The sequence below is a fragment of the Pseudoalteromonas rubra genome (genome assembly GCF_000967655.1).
Lineage (GTDB): Bacteria > Pseudomonadota > Gammaproteobacteria > Enterobacterales > Alteromonadaceae > Pseudoalteromonas > Pseudoalteromonas rubra_A.
Genome location: NZ_JXYA01000005.1, coordinates 52,736 through 71,218, shown reverse-complemented (window position 1 = coordinate 71,218; position 18,483 = coordinate 52,736). Strand labels below are relative to the sequence as shown.

The 18,483-nt window shown below is 46.6% G+C and carries 17 protein-coding genes; 7 read left to right on the top strand and 10 right to left on the bottom strand.

The annotated features are described in order from the left end of the window. Nucleotides 1-323: 323 nt before the first annotated feature. The 4 genes from TW77_RS03105 to TW77_RS03090 all read right to left on the bottom strand — a co-directional run bounded on the left by TW77_RS03105 (nucleotide 324) and on the right by TW77_RS03090 (nucleotide 6,025). A complete protein-coding gene (locus TW77_RS03105) occupies nucleotides 324-806 on the bottom strand; it encodes a hypothetical protein (RefSeq protein WP_156158588.1) in 483 nt (160 codons plus the stop codon). Nucleotides 807-1,539: 733 nt separating this feature from the next. Further along, nucleotides 1,540-1,734 carry a hypothetical protein gene (locus tag TW77_RS25380; protein ID WP_162197936.1) on the bottom strand — a complete coding sequence of 65 codons (195 nt, stop codon included), beginning with the start codon at nucleotides 1,732-1,734 and terminating at the stop codon, nucleotides 1,540-1,542. Nucleotides 1,735-1,817: 83 nt separating this feature from the next. Next, nucleotides 1,818-4,907, bottom strand: coding sequence for an efflux RND transporter permease subunit (locus TW77_RS03095; protein WP_046003508.1), 3,090 nt, complete (start codon nucleotides 4,905-4,907; stop codon nucleotides 1,818-1,820). Then, a complete protein-coding gene (locus tag TW77_RS03090) occupies nucleotides 4,904-6,025 on the bottom strand; it encodes an efflux RND transporter periplasmic adaptor subunit (protein WP_046003507.1) in 1,122 nt (373 codons plus the stop codon). The genes TW77_RS03095 and TW77_RS03090 overlap by 4 nt, the downstream gene beginning before the upstream one ends. 416 nt (nucleotides 6,026-6,441) lie before the next feature. Between TW77_RS03090 and TW77_RS03085 the strand changes: the two genes are divergently transcribed. Both TW77_RS03085 and TW77_RS03080 read left to right on the top strand, forming a co-directional pair. Next, nucleotides 6,442-6,936, top strand: coding sequence for a MarR family winged helix-turn-helix transcriptional regulator (locus TW77_RS03085; RefSeq protein ID WP_046003506.1), 495 nt, complete (start codon nucleotides 6,442-6,444; stop codon nucleotides 6,934-6,936). Between the two features lie 390 nt (nucleotides 6,937-7,326). Then, entirely contained in the window at nucleotides 7,327-8,379 is a 1,053-nt protein-coding gene (locus tag TW77_RS03080) for a fibrinogen-like YCDxxxxGGGW domain-containing protein (RefSeq protein ID WP_046003505.1), read from the top strand. Between the two features lie 64 nt (nucleotides 8,380-8,443). Here TW77_RS03080 and TW77_RS03075 read toward each other — a convergent pair whose 3' ends face one another. From TW77_RS03075 to TW77_RS03065, 3 genes are all read right to left on the bottom strand, one after another. Beyond that, complete coding sequence (locus TW77_RS03075; RefSeq protein WP_046003504.1) at nucleotides 8,444-10,021, bottom strand: S8 family serine peptidase; 1,578 nt, start codon at nucleotides 10,019-10,021, stop codon at nucleotides 8,444-8,446. A gap of 585 nt (nucleotides 10,022-10,606) precedes the next feature. Next, entirely contained in the window at nucleotides 10,607-12,001 is a 1,395-nt protein-coding gene (locus tag TW77_RS03070; protein WP_046003503.1) for a S41 family peptidase, read from the bottom strand. A gap of 78 nt (nucleotides 12,002-12,079) precedes the next feature. Further along, entirely contained in the window at nucleotides 12,080-12,949 is an 870-nt protein-coding gene (locus TW77_RS03065) for a helix-turn-helix domain-containing protein (protein ID WP_046003502.1), read from the bottom strand. A gap of 376 nt (nucleotides 12,950-13,325) precedes the next feature. Here TW77_RS03065 and TW77_RS03060 point away from each other — a divergent pair, with 376 nt between their 5' ends. Together TW77_RS03060 and TW77_RS25375 are read left to right on the top strand one after the other, a co-directional pair. Beyond that, nucleotides 13,326-13,841, top strand: a complete 516-nt coding sequence (locus TW77_RS03060) for a hypothetical protein (protein WP_052713012.1) — start codon at nucleotides 13,326-13,328, stop codon at nucleotides 13,839-13,841. Nucleotides 13,842-14,298: 457 nt separating this feature from the next. After that, on the top strand, nucleotides 14,299-14,505 hold the full coding sequence (locus TW77_RS25375; RefSeq protein ID WP_046003501.1) for a hypothetical protein: 207 nt from the start codon (nucleotides 14,299-14,301) through the stop codon (nucleotides 14,503-14,505). 9 nt (nucleotides 14,506-14,514) lie between these two features. Here TW77_RS25375 and TW77_RS24630 read toward each other — a convergent pair whose 3' ends face one another. From TW77_RS24630 to TW77_RS03040, 3 genes are all read right to left on the bottom strand, one after another. After that, complete coding sequence (locus TW77_RS24630; protein WP_082078801.1) at nucleotides 14,515-14,766, bottom strand: hypothetical protein; 252 nt, start codon at nucleotides 14,764-14,766, stop codon at nucleotides 14,515-14,517. 243 nt (nucleotides 14,767-15,009) lie between these two features. Beyond that, nucleotides 15,010-15,843, bottom strand: coding sequence for a CheR family methyltransferase (locus TW77_RS03045; protein WP_046003515.1), 834 nt, complete (start codon nucleotides 15,841-15,843; stop codon nucleotides 15,010-15,012). A gap of 17 nt (nucleotides 15,844-15,860) precedes the next feature. Continuing rightward, nucleotides 15,861-16,793, bottom strand: coding sequence for a chemotaxis protein CheV (locus tag TW77_RS03040; RefSeq protein ID WP_010386777.1), 933 nt, complete (start codon nucleotides 16,791-16,793; stop codon nucleotides 15,861-15,863). 139 nt (nucleotides 16,794-16,932) lie between these two features. Between TW77_RS03040 and flgA the strand changes: the two genes are divergently transcribed. From flgA to flgN, 3 genes are all read left to right on the top strand, one after another. Continuing rightward, nucleotides 16,933-17,646 carry a flagellar basal body P-ring formation chaperone FlgA gene (gene flgA / locus TW77_RS03035; protein WP_046003499.1) on the top strand — a complete coding sequence of 238 codons (714 nt, stop codon included), beginning with the start codon at nucleotides 16,933-16,935 and terminating at the stop codon, nucleotides 17,644-17,646. Between the two features lie 71 nt (nucleotides 17,647-17,717). Next, entirely contained in the window at nucleotides 17,718-18,041 is a 324-nt protein-coding gene (gene flgM, locus TW77_RS03030; protein WP_046003498.1) for a flagellar biosynthesis anti-sigma factor FlgM, read from the top strand. Nucleotides 18,042-18,048: 7 nt separating this feature from the next. After that, nucleotides 18,049-18,477 (top strand): flagellar protein FlgN, encoded by a 429-nt coding sequence (gene flgN / locus TW77_RS03025; RefSeq protein ID WP_046003497.1) that lies wholly within the window; start codon nucleotides 18,049-18,051, stop codon nucleotides 18,475-18,477. Nucleotides 18,478-18,483: the final 6 nt, after the last annotated feature.

Below are 18,483 nucleotides of genomic sequence, written 5' to 3'. Positions count from 1 at the left end.
ACAGAATTATGAACACCCTCAGTACGCAAACTTATCTTCGGGTTTTTCAGAACCAATTTCATACAAGAAAACATCACTGCTGTGCCGAGGAAAGTTTTCTAGTCTCTCAGCAATTTCTCTCAGTGAGTCTGCATTGTCATAATATTCGAAGCACGTGGAGACACTACCATTGGATACACTCCATAAAAGCTGCACATGGTAAGGTTCTTCATACGGTATTCGTTCAACTTTTACGTAATTACTCATAACTATCAAAATGCATAACGTTTAAATATGGGGCGCAGCTTGCTGCGCCCCATACCAACTTGTTGGGCCAACATAATTTACTTGTTAGTTTTAAGTTTTGCAGCGTCTTGCAGTTGGTTAAGCACATTAATTAAATTCGGAATTGATGATTCTGGAAACAAATAAAAACCTTCTACTGTATTGATCCTTACATACTCTTTATCCCCAGATTTAGTTTGCCCGAACACCCCTTTATCACGACCAAAGTTGACAGGCTCTAACATATCTTTAACTGTCAGCTCATCTTTCAGCACTTTAGTTAGCAGTGACTTTAATGCAGGTACGTCTTCATCAAATATATACAATCTGTGAACTCGGTTTGGTTCTGATTTATATCGAGTTTCAAAACGAACAGAGGCTCTATCAGTGCCTTCATTGTTTAGATATACCGTGACTTTTGATTGAGAAAGCTCTGTTCCATTATTTAATTCTGCAACATCTATATTACTGTCGATCATACGTGAAGTAGATGAACATCCAACAATAAGCGCAACAGCCAAACAACAAACTAATTTCTTCATTAATATTCCTAATTCTCTATTATTGATTTTAAAACTAACGCTTTAGTATTCATGCATGCGCATAATCGCTTGTTGAACTAGACCGCTACCTGTGCGCCATACCTGGTTGGTATGGTTTATGCGTTGGGACTTGCTTTTGATGAGAGACTTTTGTTTTGAACCATTTATGGTTTAAACCGTTACAACGTGACTCATTCCCTGCCTGAACAACGTTATTTGTGCGTGTTATTAGACCCACTTTTGTCCAATTTGGCAAGGTGTTGTGATTTCAACATCGCATGACTTACTCCCCCTTGCATATTGCATTGGCAGAGTCGTGCCCCCCTATATTCATTTGCCTGGCAAGCAAATCGGGTCGCTATGCCGTTCGCTTTGTCTCACCTTCTAATAGGTTTGCTTCTGAGTAGAACTTAAGTAAATCCCGGCTCACGCGCGTCCGGGATGACGGAGTTGTTTGTCAGGCTTGTCTTCATTGAGAAACTACTGCGTGGTGCTTAAGTAGATTCCGGCTCGCACGCGTCCGGGATGACGGAGCTGTTTGTCGGGGTTTTCTTCGTTGAAGCACTACTGCATGGTGTTCAAGTAGCTCCCGGGTCGCATGCGTCCCGGGATGAGGGAGTGATTTGTCAGGTTTGTCTTCCTTAAAGAACGACTGCGTGGTGTTCAAGTGGATCCCGGCTCGCATGCATCCGGGATGACGGAGTTGTTGGTCAGGTTTGTCTTCATTGCGGAACTACTGCGTGGTGTTCAGGTAGATCCCGGCTCGCTCGCGTCCGGAATGACAGAGTTGTTTGTTAGGTTTGTCTTCCTTAAAGAAATACTGCATGGGGTTCAAGTAGATCCCGGCTCGCATGCGTCCGGGATGACTCAGTGGTTCGTCAGTTTTGATTGCACTCTGAACCAATTTCTGTGTTATCCGCTTACGCAAAAAACGCCAGGCGATGCTGGCGCTTTGCTGCGACTTAGGGCCTTAGAAGCCCGAATTCTGCGGCATATTAAACGGTTTACTTATTAGCTCATGGCAAGCGTTGGCGTTGCATTCACAGTCTCCTGGGCTTGAGCCTTACGTGCCTCACGACGCGTCGCGAGTTTTACGTAGAAGGCTGGTAGTACGAATAAGGTAAATAAGGTGCCTACCATCATGCCTGCAACCAGAATAATACCTATGCTGTTACGTGCCTCTGCACCTGCGCCGGTTACCAGCATCAGTGGGAAGTGGCCCAGCACGGTTGCTGCGGTGGTCATCAGGATAGGACGTAAGCGGGTGGCGGCTGATTCAACCACAGCATCCAGTTTATTGCGCCCTTCCTCTTGTAAATGATTGGCGAATTCCACAATCAAGATACCGTTTTTCGCAATCAGGCCTATCAAAGTAATTAAACCAATCTGCGAGTAAATATTCATCGTGGTCAGTTCAAAATAAGACAGTGCCAGTGCGCCCATCATGGCCAGCGGTACGCTGCCCAGCAAGACCACCAGCGGATCTCTGAAACTGTTGAACTGAATGCTCAGTAGCAGATAAACAATCACCAAAGACACCGCCATGACACCCAGCAGGCTGTTGCCTTGCTGTCTGATCTGTCTTGATTCACCGGCATAGTCAATCATGTAAGAAGGAGGCAGTACTTCTTTGGCCGCTTCCTCCAGCGCCGTTAAAGCCGCTTCTTTGGTTGAGCTTGGTAGTACGCCACCGAAGATGCGAAACGCATTTTGTTGACCAAAGCTGCTTAGCTGACGCGGTACTGTGGTCCAGTTGATTTCGGCAATGGCAGACAAAGGAACCCGAGTGCCGTTGTGCGCCTTAATTTGCAGGCTGAGTAATTTCGACGGATCTGTTTTGATCTGGCTGTCTACCACAGGGATAACCTGGTAAGCCTTGCCACTTGCGTCAAAGCGGTTCACATAGTTGTTAGAGAGCAAAATACCCAGCTGACGACTGACGTGCGCCAGGTCCATACCCAAATCTGCAATTTGTTCACGCTTCAGGGTTACCTCAATTTGTGGCAAGTCAATTTTCAGGTCCGTGTCGGCATACAGGAAGTGGCCACTGCCAAACGCTCTGCCTATCAGCTGATCGGCATACTGTTTCATTTCTTCGTAACTGGCTGACGATTTGACCACCATTTCCACATCAAACTGACCCGCTGTAGGTAAAGGCGAAGGCAGAATAGGCAGCGGGTTGATACCCGGTAATTGCGCCAGGCGACCATACACCTCAGGGATCAATGACATTGTGGTATAGTCACGCTTGGATGCGCTGATGAACTCCACACCACCAAATGCACTGTTAGTGAAGATGTTTTGCCACATCTGCGTCGTACCCGGCATTTCCAGTAAAGTATCAACCACACCATGCATGTTGTCTTCGTTATATGTCAGTGATGACTCAGGCGGAGACTGTACCAGTACGTAAATCTGGCTTTGATCTTCAACCGGGGCCAACTCTTTTTTCGAGCCGGTGAAAAACGGCACGACCATCAGGCTTAATACCATGGCGCCCAACAGAATTTGATTGCGCCAGTTTAAAGAAGCACTCAGCAGCGCTTTATACTTTTTACGTAACCAGTCGAATCCGGCGTTTACTTTGCGTGTCAGCTTAGTTTCTTTACCTCCCGGCGGCGTCACATACGCACTCATGATGGGCGATAAGGTCACAGCAACAAACCCGGAAATCACTACGGCAATTGCCAGTGTAAAAGCAAACTCTTTAAATAAGATCCCGGTCAGCCCGGACAGGAAACCAATTGGCAGATAGACCATCGCCAGTGTCAGCGTCATCGAAACAATAGGCACAAACAGTTGTCTGGAGCTTTCCAGTGCAGCCTGCAATTTGGGCTTACCTTCACGAATGTACCGTGAGACGTTTTCGACCACCACGATGGCATCGTCCACCACCAGGCCAACTGATAACACAATGGCCAGTACGGTCAGCAGGTTCATAGAGAAACCGACCACATACATAGCAGCAACCGCACCCAGAATTGAAATCGGAATGGTTACCAGCGGCACAGCGGCGCTTCTGAATGAGCCCATCATAAACAGCACCACAGCGCCAACCAATACAACGGTTTCAACCAGCGTCTTGAAGATTTCGTTCAGTGCATCACGCATATATAATGTGCCGTCGTAGGCATAGTTAATGCGAATGCCATCAGGCAGTGTTTCATTGATTTCATCGGTCATCGCATATAAGGCATCACCAATGGCAATTTCGTTCGCTCCAGGCAGCGGCCAGACCGAGATATACACAGTGTCTTGCTGGCTTAAACGGGCACTGATGGTGGGCTGCTCAGAACCCAGCCTGACCGTTGCAATATCGCGCAGGTAAATGGTTTCGTTGTTTGCCTGTCTGATCACCAGGCGCTTAAATTCGTTCAAGTCTTTCAGCTGGGTATTGGCCACCAGGTCAATACGTTGCTTGCTGGTCTCGGTAAAGCCCAGGGTGGCAATCGTGTTGTTTGCAGCCAGTGCGCTGTACACTTCGTCGGCACTCAGGCCAAACGCATCCAGTTTCGCTGAGTCCAGGTCTACTCGCAGTGCCGGAGTACGGCTACCTTCTATCGCAACACGCTGCACCCCTTCAATGCCATTGAGCACCGGCGTAACCTGACGTGACAAGTAATCCGTTAGCTGGATAAGCGACACGCCTTGGTTTTCAATGTTCAGATAGAACAAGGCATGGGGTCTGTCGGCACGTTGCACAGTCACAACCGGATCTTCGGACTCCGACGGTAACATGTAGCTGACCTGACCCAGCCGAGCCGTCAGCTCAGCCAGTGCTTTGGAGCTGTCTTCATTCAGGTTGAGGTACGCAGTCACAGTACTCACGCCAGCCGTTGTGGTGGATTCCACATAGTCAATCCCGGGAACAGTGGCTGTTACACGCTCTATCGGCTCGGTCACAAAGCCTTTGACTGTATCGGCCGATGCGCCGGTATAAGTGGTCGAGACCACCAAAGACGAACTTTCAATCTTGGGAAATTGCAGCACTGTGATCTTCAATACGGACCACAGTCCGCCTATGCAGATCATGGCGGATAGCACCACGGCCAGCACCGGCATAGTGACAAATCTATCCATAAAGTGGCCTTGATTTTTCATAGCGACACTCCTTCTTTCTGGGTGTCTTCCATCGCCACTGCCTGCTCTGATTGCTGAGGCTCTGAGACAAACGTTTTCAGGCCGCTGCGTAGTTTGAATGCCCCGCTGCTTGCAATCAGCCGGTCTTCCTCCAGGCCATTGGTGATCATCACCCTATCGCCCAAACGCTCACCCAGCTCAACCTGCTGGCGCGTCGCTCTGAGTGTGCCCTGCTCATCTTTCTCCAACAGATAAACATAGTCACCCAGTTGGTCTTTAACGATGGCCAGGTAAGGCACAGCAATCACTTGCTGATGTGTGCCAACAGGCAGGCTGATCTTGACCAACTGGTTTGCATTCAGCTGCTCCGTACGCTCGATGCGAGCACGATACTTTAGTTGTCTGGATGTGGCGCTCATACCCGGCTCGACCGATTCAACATACGCCACTTGTGGGGCTGTCTTATCGCCAACTACAGACACACGAATCGGCGTATTGATTGCCAGTGCCTGATAGGTTTGTGGTACCGAGAAATCAACCCACATGTGCGCCTGAAGACCAACCATGTTGGTCAGGACAGTATTCGCTGCCAGGTATTGCCCAACCTGAAGGTCGTGAATACCAACCCGGGCGGTAAACGGTGCCTTAATGATTTTTTTCTCGATGCGAGCTGTGAGTAAGTCAACTTGTGCACGGTACTCTGCCAGCTGAGTGATGGCTTCTTCCAGTTGCTGATCGCTGAACTTTTTGCGCTCGTGCAGGTTGCGATAGCGCACCAGCGTGCTCTCTTGCTGCGTGACGCGCGCCCTGGCCGCGGCCAGTTGTGCCAGCTCTTCTGCATGATCAATCTCCAGCATGGGCTCACCCGCTTTGACTAAGTCGCCCGACTTAAAGTGCAATTGGGTGATTTTGCCCGCAACTTCATTCACCAGGTTAATGGTCTGGGGCGCTTTAATCACACCACTGATATCTATGTATGACTGATACGGCATCGTCTCTACGCGCATTGCTTCTACCGTCGCAGCCTGCTCTGAAAACTCGGTATTACGTGCTTCGATCATGCGCCCTTTGAGGGCAATACTGCCTACCACCAAAGTGGCCACAACACTCGCTGCTGAAATCCAGGGTTTGATATTCACGACTTTCTCCTTATTCCTTTACCTTGGGGCAGCTCAAAGACTGCACCTGAATCAAACTTCACAAAAAGACACATCAACTAAAGAATCTTTATATAAAGATATATATCCAAAAAATTTTGTCAATGCCTTTGTTGTCCTTTTCAACTGCTGCGCTGTTTCTGGTTTGCGTATACCACAGCCAAATTCCCGCCACACTACTGACAAGAATCAATCTATGCACGGCATGCGTCCAGTATCAAAAGAAGACGACACGCCCCTGCTCAGCTGTTGTGCTGTGCGGCATAAGCCTTATACGAGGACAAATTTATCTTAATCATCACATACTTCTCTTAAAGATATTTGATGTTACAACTCTTTTCTTCAAATTTATTATGCAGTATCGTTAAGCCATCAAAGAAAACAGAGAAGTCATTGTTATGCAAAAAGAGGATTTGGTAGATACAGTCATTGCTCAGTGGAAGAAAGAAAGGCCTGACATCGACCCCTCGCCTATGGCCGTAATGGGCCGCCTGGTCAGAACGAGTGCGGTATTCAGTAAAGAGTTACATGGTGTATTCAGCCGGTTCGGCCTTAACGGCGGCGAGTTCGACGTTCTGGCAACGCTGCGTCGTTCAGGCAAGCCATATACATTAACGCCAAACCAGTTGTTACAGACATTAATGCTGACTTCCGGCTCTATGACCAATCGCATTGATAAACTGGAAGCGAAAGATCTGGTTAAGCGTAGCCCGGACCCCAATGATCGCCGGGGCGTACTGGTCTCATTGACTGAACAAGGCCTGCAACTGATTGATGAAGTGATCTGTGAACATGTGGCTAAAGGCTGTGATTTACTCTCCCCACTGGAGGAGGCAGAACAGCAGCAGCTGGCAAACCTGCTAAAAAAACTGCTGGTTAATTTGCATCACTAAGTGCGCATCGAGGCGCTATCACAGTAAATAAAAGTTGGGGAACGTTTAACGTTCTCCACGTTGTTGGCAGAACCTGGCTCAGGTGGCTCAATACGTACATAGGACTCTGTTCGGGTCACTTTATATTGATAATTGTCCACTTCAATCACTTAATATAATCCACACTACTTCTGCACTTTAATCGCTATAAAAGTAACGTTATTATTCCAACACATGCTAGCTGTGCAAAAAATTATTACAAACCAAATAAGGATAGTGGTACTTAATGACCAAATTAGTAAATCACACTACTTCTGCACTTTAATCGCTATAAAAGTAACGTTATTATTCCAATGCATACTAGCTGTGCAAAACAAATTATTATAAACCAAATAAGGATAGTGGTACTCCATGACCAAATTAAAAACCCTACTTCTTGCAAGCCTTCCTTTTCATGCTGCTGCAAATGTGCAGTGGGAGCTCGTAAGTGACACACAATTAGATGGTGTAATAGCCACCAGCGGTGCTCAACATCAACAACTCACAGTACAAATACAAGCCAATAAATTTAATGCTGTCTCAGCTCAGACCCCAGATACGTCTCTCATTCAGGGCGAGTTTGAACATCCAAATACCTATGAGATTGGCTCTGGACTTGCGCAACGTGTGCAATTTACCATCGCCAAAGATGGAGCGCGCTTCTACTTTTTGGGCCAAGGCTCTGCACAAGATGGCTATCAGGGTACCTGGTACGGTCCGAACAATGATTCCGGCGACTTTACCCTGACAACACAACCGGCAGTAGAGGTACCGGCATCTAGCTGTGCACAGATCCTCAGTGAAAACCCGGATGCTCAGTCGGGCGTCTACGCCATTGACCCTGATGGCTCTGGTCAGCACGCCGGTTTTGATGCCTACTGCGATATGGACACCGACGAGGGAGGCTGGACCCTGATTGGTACATACAGCAAGTCAGAGCCCGGCGGCAAAATGTATATCAGCGATTACAACCCACAACCAGGGGTGACTCCAGTCGATCCTGCTGTAACCGGGCTTTATCAGGGCCCTCTGAGTGTATTCCGAGATGTTCGCGAGCAAGTTTCCTGCGACTATGCTGGGTGTAAATCGGCTTATCAAAGCTCGATGAGTCAGGCTGAATTGGAAATGGTACGTTACACTTGGGGATATAAAGACCAGCAGGCACATCAAAAAGACACACCGCTGCCTGATTGCCGAGCAACGTACGATGCCAGCAGCGCCATCACAACAAGTTGTATTTATTACGGAGATGGTGACGATCGCAATAACATGAATGTGGTTGGCTGGCAGCGTGATATTCACCCAGGTCATCATGCATGTTGGCTAGCTCATGGTGAATTCAGCACGGCCTCTAAAGGCTCACCACGATGCAGCTATAATGCAATTGGTAACGGCACCCGCTGGGGATTACTCTGGGTGCGATAATTGAGCTTATGAAAAGGCGCTCCCGGAGCGCCTTTATTTTTGGGTAATCCCGGCAAACTGCCGATTATTTATACGAGTAGTTTAATGTCACACCATTGTAGCTGTTGTAACCATACAAACTGATATGCCACACGCCCGCGCTTGGGTTAGTGAAAACACACTGCTCTTCATTGCCATCCTTCCAGGGGCGACAGGTGTAGTTGTTTGCATCAGGCTGGGCATTATATCTGACGTACAAATCGGCATCTCCTGTGCCACCTGTGATGGTCAGGTTCATCTCTTTCACGCCCTGTGGAATATCCCAGGTGTAGTGCGTCCAGGCATTTTGGCTGCCCTGCAGGTTTGGCAAAGAGCCATTGACAGGCGTTACACCACCCGGATTGTCATCACCCTGACATCCGTTCGCAGCAATGTGGTCCGATGCAGCTTTGGCCTGAACAATACCATGTCCGTAATAATTATCGCGCCCAGCTGCGCCTTTGTCTTTGGCAGTTGCATTGAGCGCCGCTCTGATCTGCTGGTTGTTACACTGGCTGTTGTGGCTCCATACCAATGCCGCCACACCGGCAACATGCGGTGACGCCATAGACGTACCACTTAAGCTGCGATAAGTATTGGTTGGATAGGTAGAGTTAACGCTGGAGCCCGGGCCCGCCAGTTCAACCTGATCATTGTACTGAGAGAACGACGAGCGGCTCTCGCTTGAGGTAACAGAGGCGACAGAGATAACCGAGTTGTACGACGCTGGATAAGACTTAGAGCTGTTACCACCATTGCCCGCTGCGGCCACCAGGATCATGCCACCGTCAACAAAGTTCTGCATCGCGGTATTTTCGCTGTTGGAGTAATTGCCTCCACCCAGACTCATGTTGACAACCTGTGCGCCGCCATCTTTACACTGCTGAATGGCATTTACCAGGTTAGAAGCAAAGGTCCACTGCCCGTTATCATCAAAAATTTTGACTATGTGTAAATCAACACCCGGGTAAACGCCTACCACCCCTTGGTTATTGTCTTCTGCCGCAATGGTACCGGCAACATGAGTACCATGACCATTGCCGTCGTTGTTCCACTGACCAACTGCGCTGTTGTTCGCAACCCCGGTGACGTTACCGTAGGGTAAATCCGGGTGGCCGAGGTTATAACCCGTATCGATCACACAGACTTTTCTTGCGGAAGTATTAGACTGGGGCAGTAAGTGACCTTGCACCATAGTAATACCGTAGGGTGTGCTCTGCGCAAAAGGTACGATTTGATTTGCTGACTTTGCCAGCGGCAACACGTAACGTTTGGGGTCTATTTCAATCGACTCAACAGACGAGAAGCTGCGCAATGTTTCCAGGCTATACTCGTCCAGTTCCGCCACCATAGCTTGCTGGCCATTCAGTGCAAACAGTGGCTCGGCGCCCGCTGTAAACAAATAGTTGAGCGCAATAAAATTATTAAAACTGTTTTTGCCACCAGACAACTCTTCTTTAAAGCGAATAATGTAGCGATTACTGTCGCTTTTTTTAGACTTAATCTGCAACTTAGCGTCTTCTGTATGACCTTGAAAAACAGGTGCTTGTGCCAAAGCAGGCAAGCTCATCGCAGTCAGCATTAAGGTAGATAGCGTTGTTAGTTTGAAGCGTTTGGTACTCATGTCTTCTCCTTGTTGTATTATCACTTTTTTCTAACTGACAATGCACTTAAATACCTGCCCAGAAAGGCGAGGCGAACAAGTGGTTTAACTACTTGTACCGATACAACAAGGCCATCTACCGCGATAAACATGTCAGTTTTGTGTTGTAAAACTGTTAATAAAGGTAGCAATTGAAAAGTTCAAAAAGCAATATACAAACACAAAAACTGTTATAACATTTCTTTTGGTCAACTGTTAAAAATGACATAAATATTGATATTTAATGTAAAAATTATGATCAAAACGTAATTCCGCTTGACAGAAATTGATGGAAAATTACCACTCAAACAGCACATTGGTGATGAGTTTCAGGGAACTAAGATTAAATTATGAAGAATATTCAGAGTAGAAATTGATGGGTCCCATCTAAGCCCTCTCATTTTGAGAGAGGTCATTTTTAATGATAATTAATAGCTTCAGGGTAGCGCTACAGTACAGGGTCTGAACAACCCAGCAAAGCGCCACTGTTTGGTTCCACGGCCCTGTAGATCATTTAGTTTTGGGTGGGTGTCCATTCAACCCACCCTACAGGTTGTAACCTCGCAGTTATAGCTTAACTGCAGATTTTTCCAGCTCAGCCAAAGTACTCAGTAGCATTTGTTCGTCTTCCTTATCAGCTGCCAGCTTCAATCCCTGCTTGAGTACACTTATTGCCTGCGGCATATTGTCAAGCTTGGCAAGCGCTCTGGCCCAATAGGCAAAAAAGTACATATTTTGATTATTCAGCCGCACCGCTACGTCAAATAGAAACACAGCATATTTTGACTCTTTGTCCCAATATTCATAGGCCAATTCGGCAATCACCCGATCTGGCTCAGGTAAGCTCTTTACCAGTTCTGAGACCTTACCTGCATAGGCAGATTTAATGTCAGCGATGGGTTTATCGCTCAGCCTTACTTGTTGCAATAAAGCAAGCAGCCGATCTATCTCAATTTCCCGTCGGGACTGCTCGGCCAACCAGTTTTTCTCAACCACTTCATTGGCCATTTCAATGGCTTTATCCAATGCGTCGTCTGCACCAATTTCCACAGTCGGTTTCACGCCAACCGTTTCCCAGTTTGATTGGGTAACAGGGTTAATGGCTGTACCTGTCGCAATAAACATACGCAGCTCATCATTTATCGTGAACATCCCTCCAGGATTGGCGGCCCCGCCGGTCGTTTCACCGACTAGTGTCGCCCGCTTTCTCGTCAACATGTTATAACTAAATTCTTCTGCACCGGAATAGGTCTTGCGACTGGTCAAAACGTAAAGAGGCACATCAGGCATCTTCTTGCCACCGACTTCATCCAACACATAGTAATCCGTTGTTTCATTACCCTCGCGAAAATAAAGGCTGTTCAGCAGAAGCTTTTCATCAAAAAAATAGCTACACAAGTACTGGACCGTTCGTGGCGACCCTCCTCCGTTTTTTCGCAGATCGATGATGACGGCATCGGTTTTTGCCATCATCTTCATCGCTGCATCGATATAGGGTTTGCTGTCGGCTAAGCGATAAAATGAGCGTAACTCTATATAGCCAATATTGTTTTCTAATACATTTGCACTGAGCACACCATAATTTAAGAACTTGTGGCGTGTGGGTTTGAGTAAGTCATCGCGAATTGAAGACTCTATCCCGGTGATCTGTTCACCTACGGGATTGGCGCGTACTCTTAAATGCCCATCTTTTGCCGTAGCTCTTAACCACTCGGTCAAAGCCTTGGAAAATGACGCATGATCTTGCATAGACGCGAAGTGACCGGCTTGAAAAGCCTTGTGTAGCTTACGATTAGTTTGTGCTGCGACCTCAGGAAAGACATAATGCTCACTCATCAACTGTGTTATCTTTTCAATCGCAGCTGCTTTTTCACCTTGTGTTATCGCATTTGCATATGACGGTGCACCAATCAGTCCCACCAATAATACAAACGCGGTTGTTGTTAGATGTTTTAAATTCATAGGTAAAACTCACTGTTTTGTTTGTTTTCCCTATTCTCAGCTATTTCGCAAAAAATGAATTGTAAAAAAGTAAAGGACTCAGAAAGGGTCATAGTGGCCAATAAAACGACTATACACAACCTGAGATGACTGATGCTTATCATAGACATTTTGGCCCGCTAAATAAGCTTTGGGTGTCAGTCCAATCACAGCCTTAAACTCTCTGTTTAAGTGTGCCTGATCAAAGTATCCGGATGCCAGAGCCGCACCAGTCAAGTCACCCGGATAGTGCGAAGCATTAAGTAAAAAGCTGTTCATCCGCCACACTTTGCATAACTCTTTAGGTGACAAGCCAATTTTTGACACAAAGTGATTACGCAAAGTCACTTTACTAACCTCAAACTGTTCGCAAATGTCTGCAATCAGAATATTGCCTCGCGCATCAAGAATAGTGTTAGTTTTCGCCCTCAACAGCTCTGGAAAGGCAAAGTCTGGACTATAAAATAGTCTTTTTAGCCAAGGCATTAACGTTGCCATGATGCGCTGACACTGGATTTCAGGTAACTGCTCCGGGCAAGCCTTTAACCACTCGACTAAAGTGTCTAGCTCCCGGCTGTTAGCAAACACATGCTGCATACTTTCAATGGTATTTTTAATCTCTGATGCAGCTAACTGCTGGGGCTGAAAGTATGCAAAAGGTTTTAGCCTCACTCCGACTACCCATTGTGGCTGCGCACTCGAAATTTTATATGCTGTTAACTGCTGTCCAACGAGACTGACACCGGCAGGCACGGTTTTTGGCTTATGACTCACGGAAGAATATGTCAATGGCATACTATGAAACAGGAGTTCAAATACACCTTGTGGAAAAAATGAGGCGCAGCCAGACACCCTGCGGATCCAAAACGGCTCCACAAAAGAAGATAGCCAGTCGGGTGGCAAGATTTCTTTATAGTCTAACTGTTCCACTGTTATATCGCATCAATGCGTTTCTATTGCCTGTTATAGTAATTGACTAACGCGCTAATACGCCAGCCTGTTTTTTGCATAGGTGAAGGATAAAGTATTGAAATAGCAAAGTTCCGACTAATCGCTTTACCTGCCTGCGCCGATTGAGGCTAGGTGCCATTAGTTTCCTAAGTGCGCTTTTCAAAACCATTAAACGCAAAGGTAAAGTACTCACTTTTGTGATATGCCTGAATGTGACACCAGTATAATCCGCTGAGCTTAAGCAAATTAACTCACAAAAACGCTTGCATGTTAAATATTGACTGGATTTGGAAATTAAGGTTGTGCGATCCTTTAACAAGAACCTCTATAATTTACATAATAATAAGGAAACTTTATGAAACAGGTTTGGTTACTTCTTTCACTTTTAATGCTTAGCGGCTGTGCGACTACTTACTCACCTATCCCCGACAATTATAATGGCCCTAAATCCACTATCGGGAGCACAGAAAAGCGACACTCAACGAGTAAAGCGGACATGTTTTTTCTCTATAAAGTCAATGGTAAACTGATCGACAACAGTCTGGGAGCCAGCCGTTCAGCTACTTATGGGCAAGGTTTTGCCTTGACTACCTCTCATGTTACAACCGCAGTACCCTCTTCAGAACCGATTACCTTAACGCTTGTAGGTAGAACAGTGTATGCCGCACCGGTTCAAACTCTCTCAGGAACTGTATATGAAATAACAGGCGACCTCACTTTTACACCGACCCCTGATGTCAGGTACGTTGTAAAAGGTACTTTGGACGCAGACTACTCTGCCGTCTGGGTAGAAGAAACAGAAACAGGTAAAATCATAAAGAGCAAAATTGAGACATATGAAAATACTGAATTAGGCTTCTTTGAGAAATAATCTCGAAAAGATAGAACAAATCATAGCCAGTGCCTTCCATATTCGTCCAATAGCGGGAGTGCCTGGCTCAGATAACCCTTGCTAATCGCACTCCTTGTCGTGAGTGCGATTAGCAAGGGTTAACTTAAGCTCTGTTAAATTTGACCTGAAAACTGGATTATTGCAGCGATCTTGCCCTGCGCTACTCGCTGAGTGCAATGCTAGTTTCGCTGGCGGCAAATGCGCTCAGTAATCATTTTCCCCTAAAGTTGCGAAGGCCACCTACAATATCAGTAGCAACACATCTGGTATGTAGGTGAATTGAGCCTTACCACAGCAGGCAACCCAGAAATCAAATGGACTATTGGAGTTGACTACAGGCACGTTTGCGTGCCAAAGAAACATTGCCTTGAGCATACGTCCGGACAGTGATATTTTGCAAGGCACGAGCCATAGTCATTACAGATAAAACTATTCAATGAAGCCCAACAAACTTTTCCTCGCGTTTGGCCTGGTCTGCGAAAACGCCTGGGCATGGCGCTACAGCAATTGCAGCGGCAGCTGTAGTGAATTTCTTCGCACTATTTCGGGAGGCAACACTGGGATACTTGCCCTTGAAATTGCGCTATTTGTTTTTGTTGTTCTGACCCTTTTTATTAAACTCATGGAAAAATGGCACAAATAAGTGCAGGGCTTATTTGCAAAACACTTTGCCACCAATCATTTTAAAGGCGGGCGTGCCGCGCACCAGCGTATCTCGGGCAAACACGGTATCGCAACCTGGACACACACCGCCAAGCTTAGTGTGATCCGTCACAATACGTTCTTTAAAGCACTTAACCAATGCGCCTTTTCCACCCTTTCGGTATTTATACAGCGGAGCCTTACAGTTGGCACAAAAAATATCGACGGTTCTGGTGGGGCCTTTTTTATTGGGTTTCGCCATGAGTCACGGTAAAAATCTAATACTGAATAAAGTGAAGTATATCTGGGAACACTTTTGCTGGACATAGCAATACCGCATAGATGTATCTGCATTAGCGAGGTTTGCCATCGTTGCAACTGTATACAGGAAGGTTCTACGAGATCAGTTGTGTGAGATTGACGCTAGGGGTTTGGCTGTATGAAGTGGCCGCTAAAGGGCACTTAGCAGGAATACGCGGGCCGCACACAGCGGCCGACAAAAAGGTCAGGTTTTTTTCTGGTAAATGATACCCGGGTTACAGCGCAGCATATCAAAGTCGTTGTTCAGACCCGCCATAGATTCAGACGCACCAAGGAACAAATACCCTTTAGGGTTAAGCGCTTGGGCAAACTGGCTGATGATCTTCGCTTTAACATCCGGCGAGAAGTAAATCAGTACATTACGACAGAAAATCACGTCAAACTTGCCCAGCAATGCATAAGAGTCGAGCAAATTTAAATGTCTGAAGTTAACCATGCGGCGAATAGGCTCATTCACTTTCGCCATCCCGTTACCACTGTCTGTAAAGAACTTCTTTTTACGTTCCGGTGACAAGCCGCGTGCCAATGCCAGCGCATCGTACTCGGCATTTTTACACATATCCAGCATGGTATTGGAGATATCTGTACCAACTATCTGAACACCCATTTTCAACGCGCCAGGGTTTGATGTCTGAAACTCATTGGCTGACATGGCAATAGAATAAGGTTCCTGCCCGGATGAACTGGCCGCAGACCAAATCTTAACGGGCCGACGCAGATCTTTAAATTCAGAGAAAATCTTCGTTTTAAGTAGCTCAAAAGGATATTGATCACGAAACCACAGGGTTTCGTTAGTGGTCATCGCATCCACCACAGCGGCACGCAATTGCCGCTCGTGCGGGCTGAGCGTTTTACTAACCAGAGCTGACAGAGAGTCAACGCTAAAACGAGACATTAAGGGCGCCAGTCGGCTTTTTACTAAATAAAGTTTGTTGTCGCCCAGTACAATCCCACACTGTTGTTCTAAAAAAGTGCGAAACTGGTCATACTCGCTTTGTTCTAAGTGTTTATTTTCCAAAGTATTACCGCCACTAATTAATCGCAATGAACCCATTTCTTCACGGCTGTTGCCAATTCATCGGGGTTAAATTTAGCAATAAAGTCATCAGCACCGACCTTTTCGATCATTGCGTGGTTAAATACGCCACTCAATGAAGTATGTAAAATAACATGCAAAGGCGCCAGTTTAGGATCCGCTTTTATCTCTGCGGTCAGGGTGTAGCCATCCATTTCAGGCATTTCAACGTCTGAGATCAACAAGCCCACGCGTTCAGTGACATCGTTCTGGCAATCCATCTCCGCAATTTCTTTCAAGCGGATCAGGGCTTCTTTACCATTTTTGGCCAGCTCAGTCTGCACTCCTAATGGCTCCAGTGCGCGCTTCACCTGATTACGTGCTACCGCAGAATCATCGGCAATAAAAACAATACGCTCACCCAGGTCTCGCTGCATTTCACCGTCGGCGACAATTTCTTGACTCACTTCAGTGTTAATTGGGCAGATCTCATTAAGGATCTTTTCTACATCGAGGATCTCAACCAGCTCATTTTCAATTTCGGTGACCGCAGTCAGATAGGAATAACGCCCTGCACCTGAAGGCGGCGGCATTATTTTTTCCCAGTTCATATTTACTATGCGCTCAACCGCCCCCACCAAAAACCCCTGCACAGAGCGGTTATACTCAGCAATAATGATGAAGCAGTCTTTGATATTTTCGATAGGCGGCCCGCCAACAGCCAACGACATGTCGATCACGGAAATGGTTTGCCCCCGAATGTGTGCAACGCCTCTGATAAACGCATTGGACTTAGGCATTGCCGTCAGGGGTGGGCACTGTAGTACCTCTCTCACTTTGAATACATTGATCCCAAAGCGTTGGCGCCCTCTGAGGCGAAATAGTAAAAGTTCAAGTCGGTTTTGACCCACCAACTGCGTTCGTTGGTTTACTGAGTCCAAAATACCTGCCATGTCATTCTCCTGCTATAAAACTGCTTATCGGAACAATGTTTGCTTGTACTCTACCATTCAAAGTCGCCCTTGAAGCGGTGAGGCAAATCACGCAAAATCTTTATACCTTGTTTCACCACATAAGCATAGTCGAAACATCATGAGTTTGTTAAAAATTACATTATCCGCTTATTTCTTTCCCATAGTGGCATATTTTTTAGCCACGTCATTTGCTTATGGTCAAACCTATGAGTCAAAAGACATTGAAAAATTAGCAATAGATTTTATTGCAACGCAGACCCCTGCGCCCACTCAGGCAGAAGAAGAGCAACACGTTACGGCGTTACCACTGGACACCCGCATTCCTGAACGTCAATGCCTGCAACCACTGCAAGTTAGCAGCAAATCCAGCCCGCCTTTTAATCGTCAGGTGACGGTTATGGTGCGCTGTGACGACTTGGAGTCTTGGGTTCAGTTTGTTCATGTAAAAATCGAAACACTGCTCCCTGTGATTGTCAGCACCCGCATGCTTGATAAAGGCGTACTGTTAACTGCAGAGGATTTAACAATCGAGATGCGACCCAAGCACTTTGTGCGTGCGGCCAATATTGACGATATGGCACTGCTGGTGGGCAGCAAAACCAAACGCCGCATCCAACAGGGTAAACCGCTTAGCATGTTTCAGATTTGCATGATTTGCAAAGGCGATAACGTGACAATTCTGGCCAGTGATGGCACACTTATGATTAAAACCAATGGTATTGCCTTGCAGGATGGGAACTTAGGAGAGCAGATCCGGGTCAAAAATGCGAGGTCAGGAAAAACGGTGCTTGCACGGGTGAAAGATGTTGATTCAGTAGCAGTCAAAATCTGATTTTTTTGCTAAAGTAAGCGAAAGGCTTGCCGATATAAAGGCTGAAGCAATTTAACTAACGGGTCATCATCATGGTAAACAACATTAACGGTCAAAATCAGCCGAACAATGTTGCAACGAATGCAAAGCAACAACGTGCTGAATTACAAAGAAATGAAGCAAGCAACACCGCAGCCAAGCCACAAGCGCAAGCTAAAGCCGCTGCCGACTCAGTGAGTCTGACGCCGCAAGCTCAGCAACTGAAAGGGTTGCAGGAAAAAGCGCAACAAGCACCATCTTTCGACAGTAAAAAAGTCGATGAACTGAAAAAAGCCATTGCCGAGGGCAAATATCAGGTAGACAGCGAAAAGCTGGCTAAAAATATTGCCGCCTTTGAGTTCGATTTATTTGGATAGAGTATAAGTGGACGACCAAACGGCACTGTGTGCCCACCAGCTAACAGCGCAAATTAATCTTCTGGAAGCTCTGACCCAGCTTCTGGACGATGAACTGGATGCGCTTGCTTCTCGCAACGGCGACAACCTCAAAGAAATCGCTCGCACTAAGCTTACGACCCTTAATCAGCTGCAAAAGCTTGATAAAGACCTGTCTAAATACCCGCAAGCGACATTTAGCCACGAAGAAATCACCCCGTTAACCGAGCAGGTTAAAGATTTACTGTATCGCTGCAAAAAACAAAATGACGTTAATGCTCAGGCTGCGCACCAGGCACAGCTAACCGTTCGCGAGCTGAAAGATATTTTGATTGGCGCGCCCACCTCGATGACCTATGGGCAAGATGGCAGTGTCGTCTCTAATATGGGTGAGTTGGTTAAAAATCTTAAAGCCTGAGTGTTC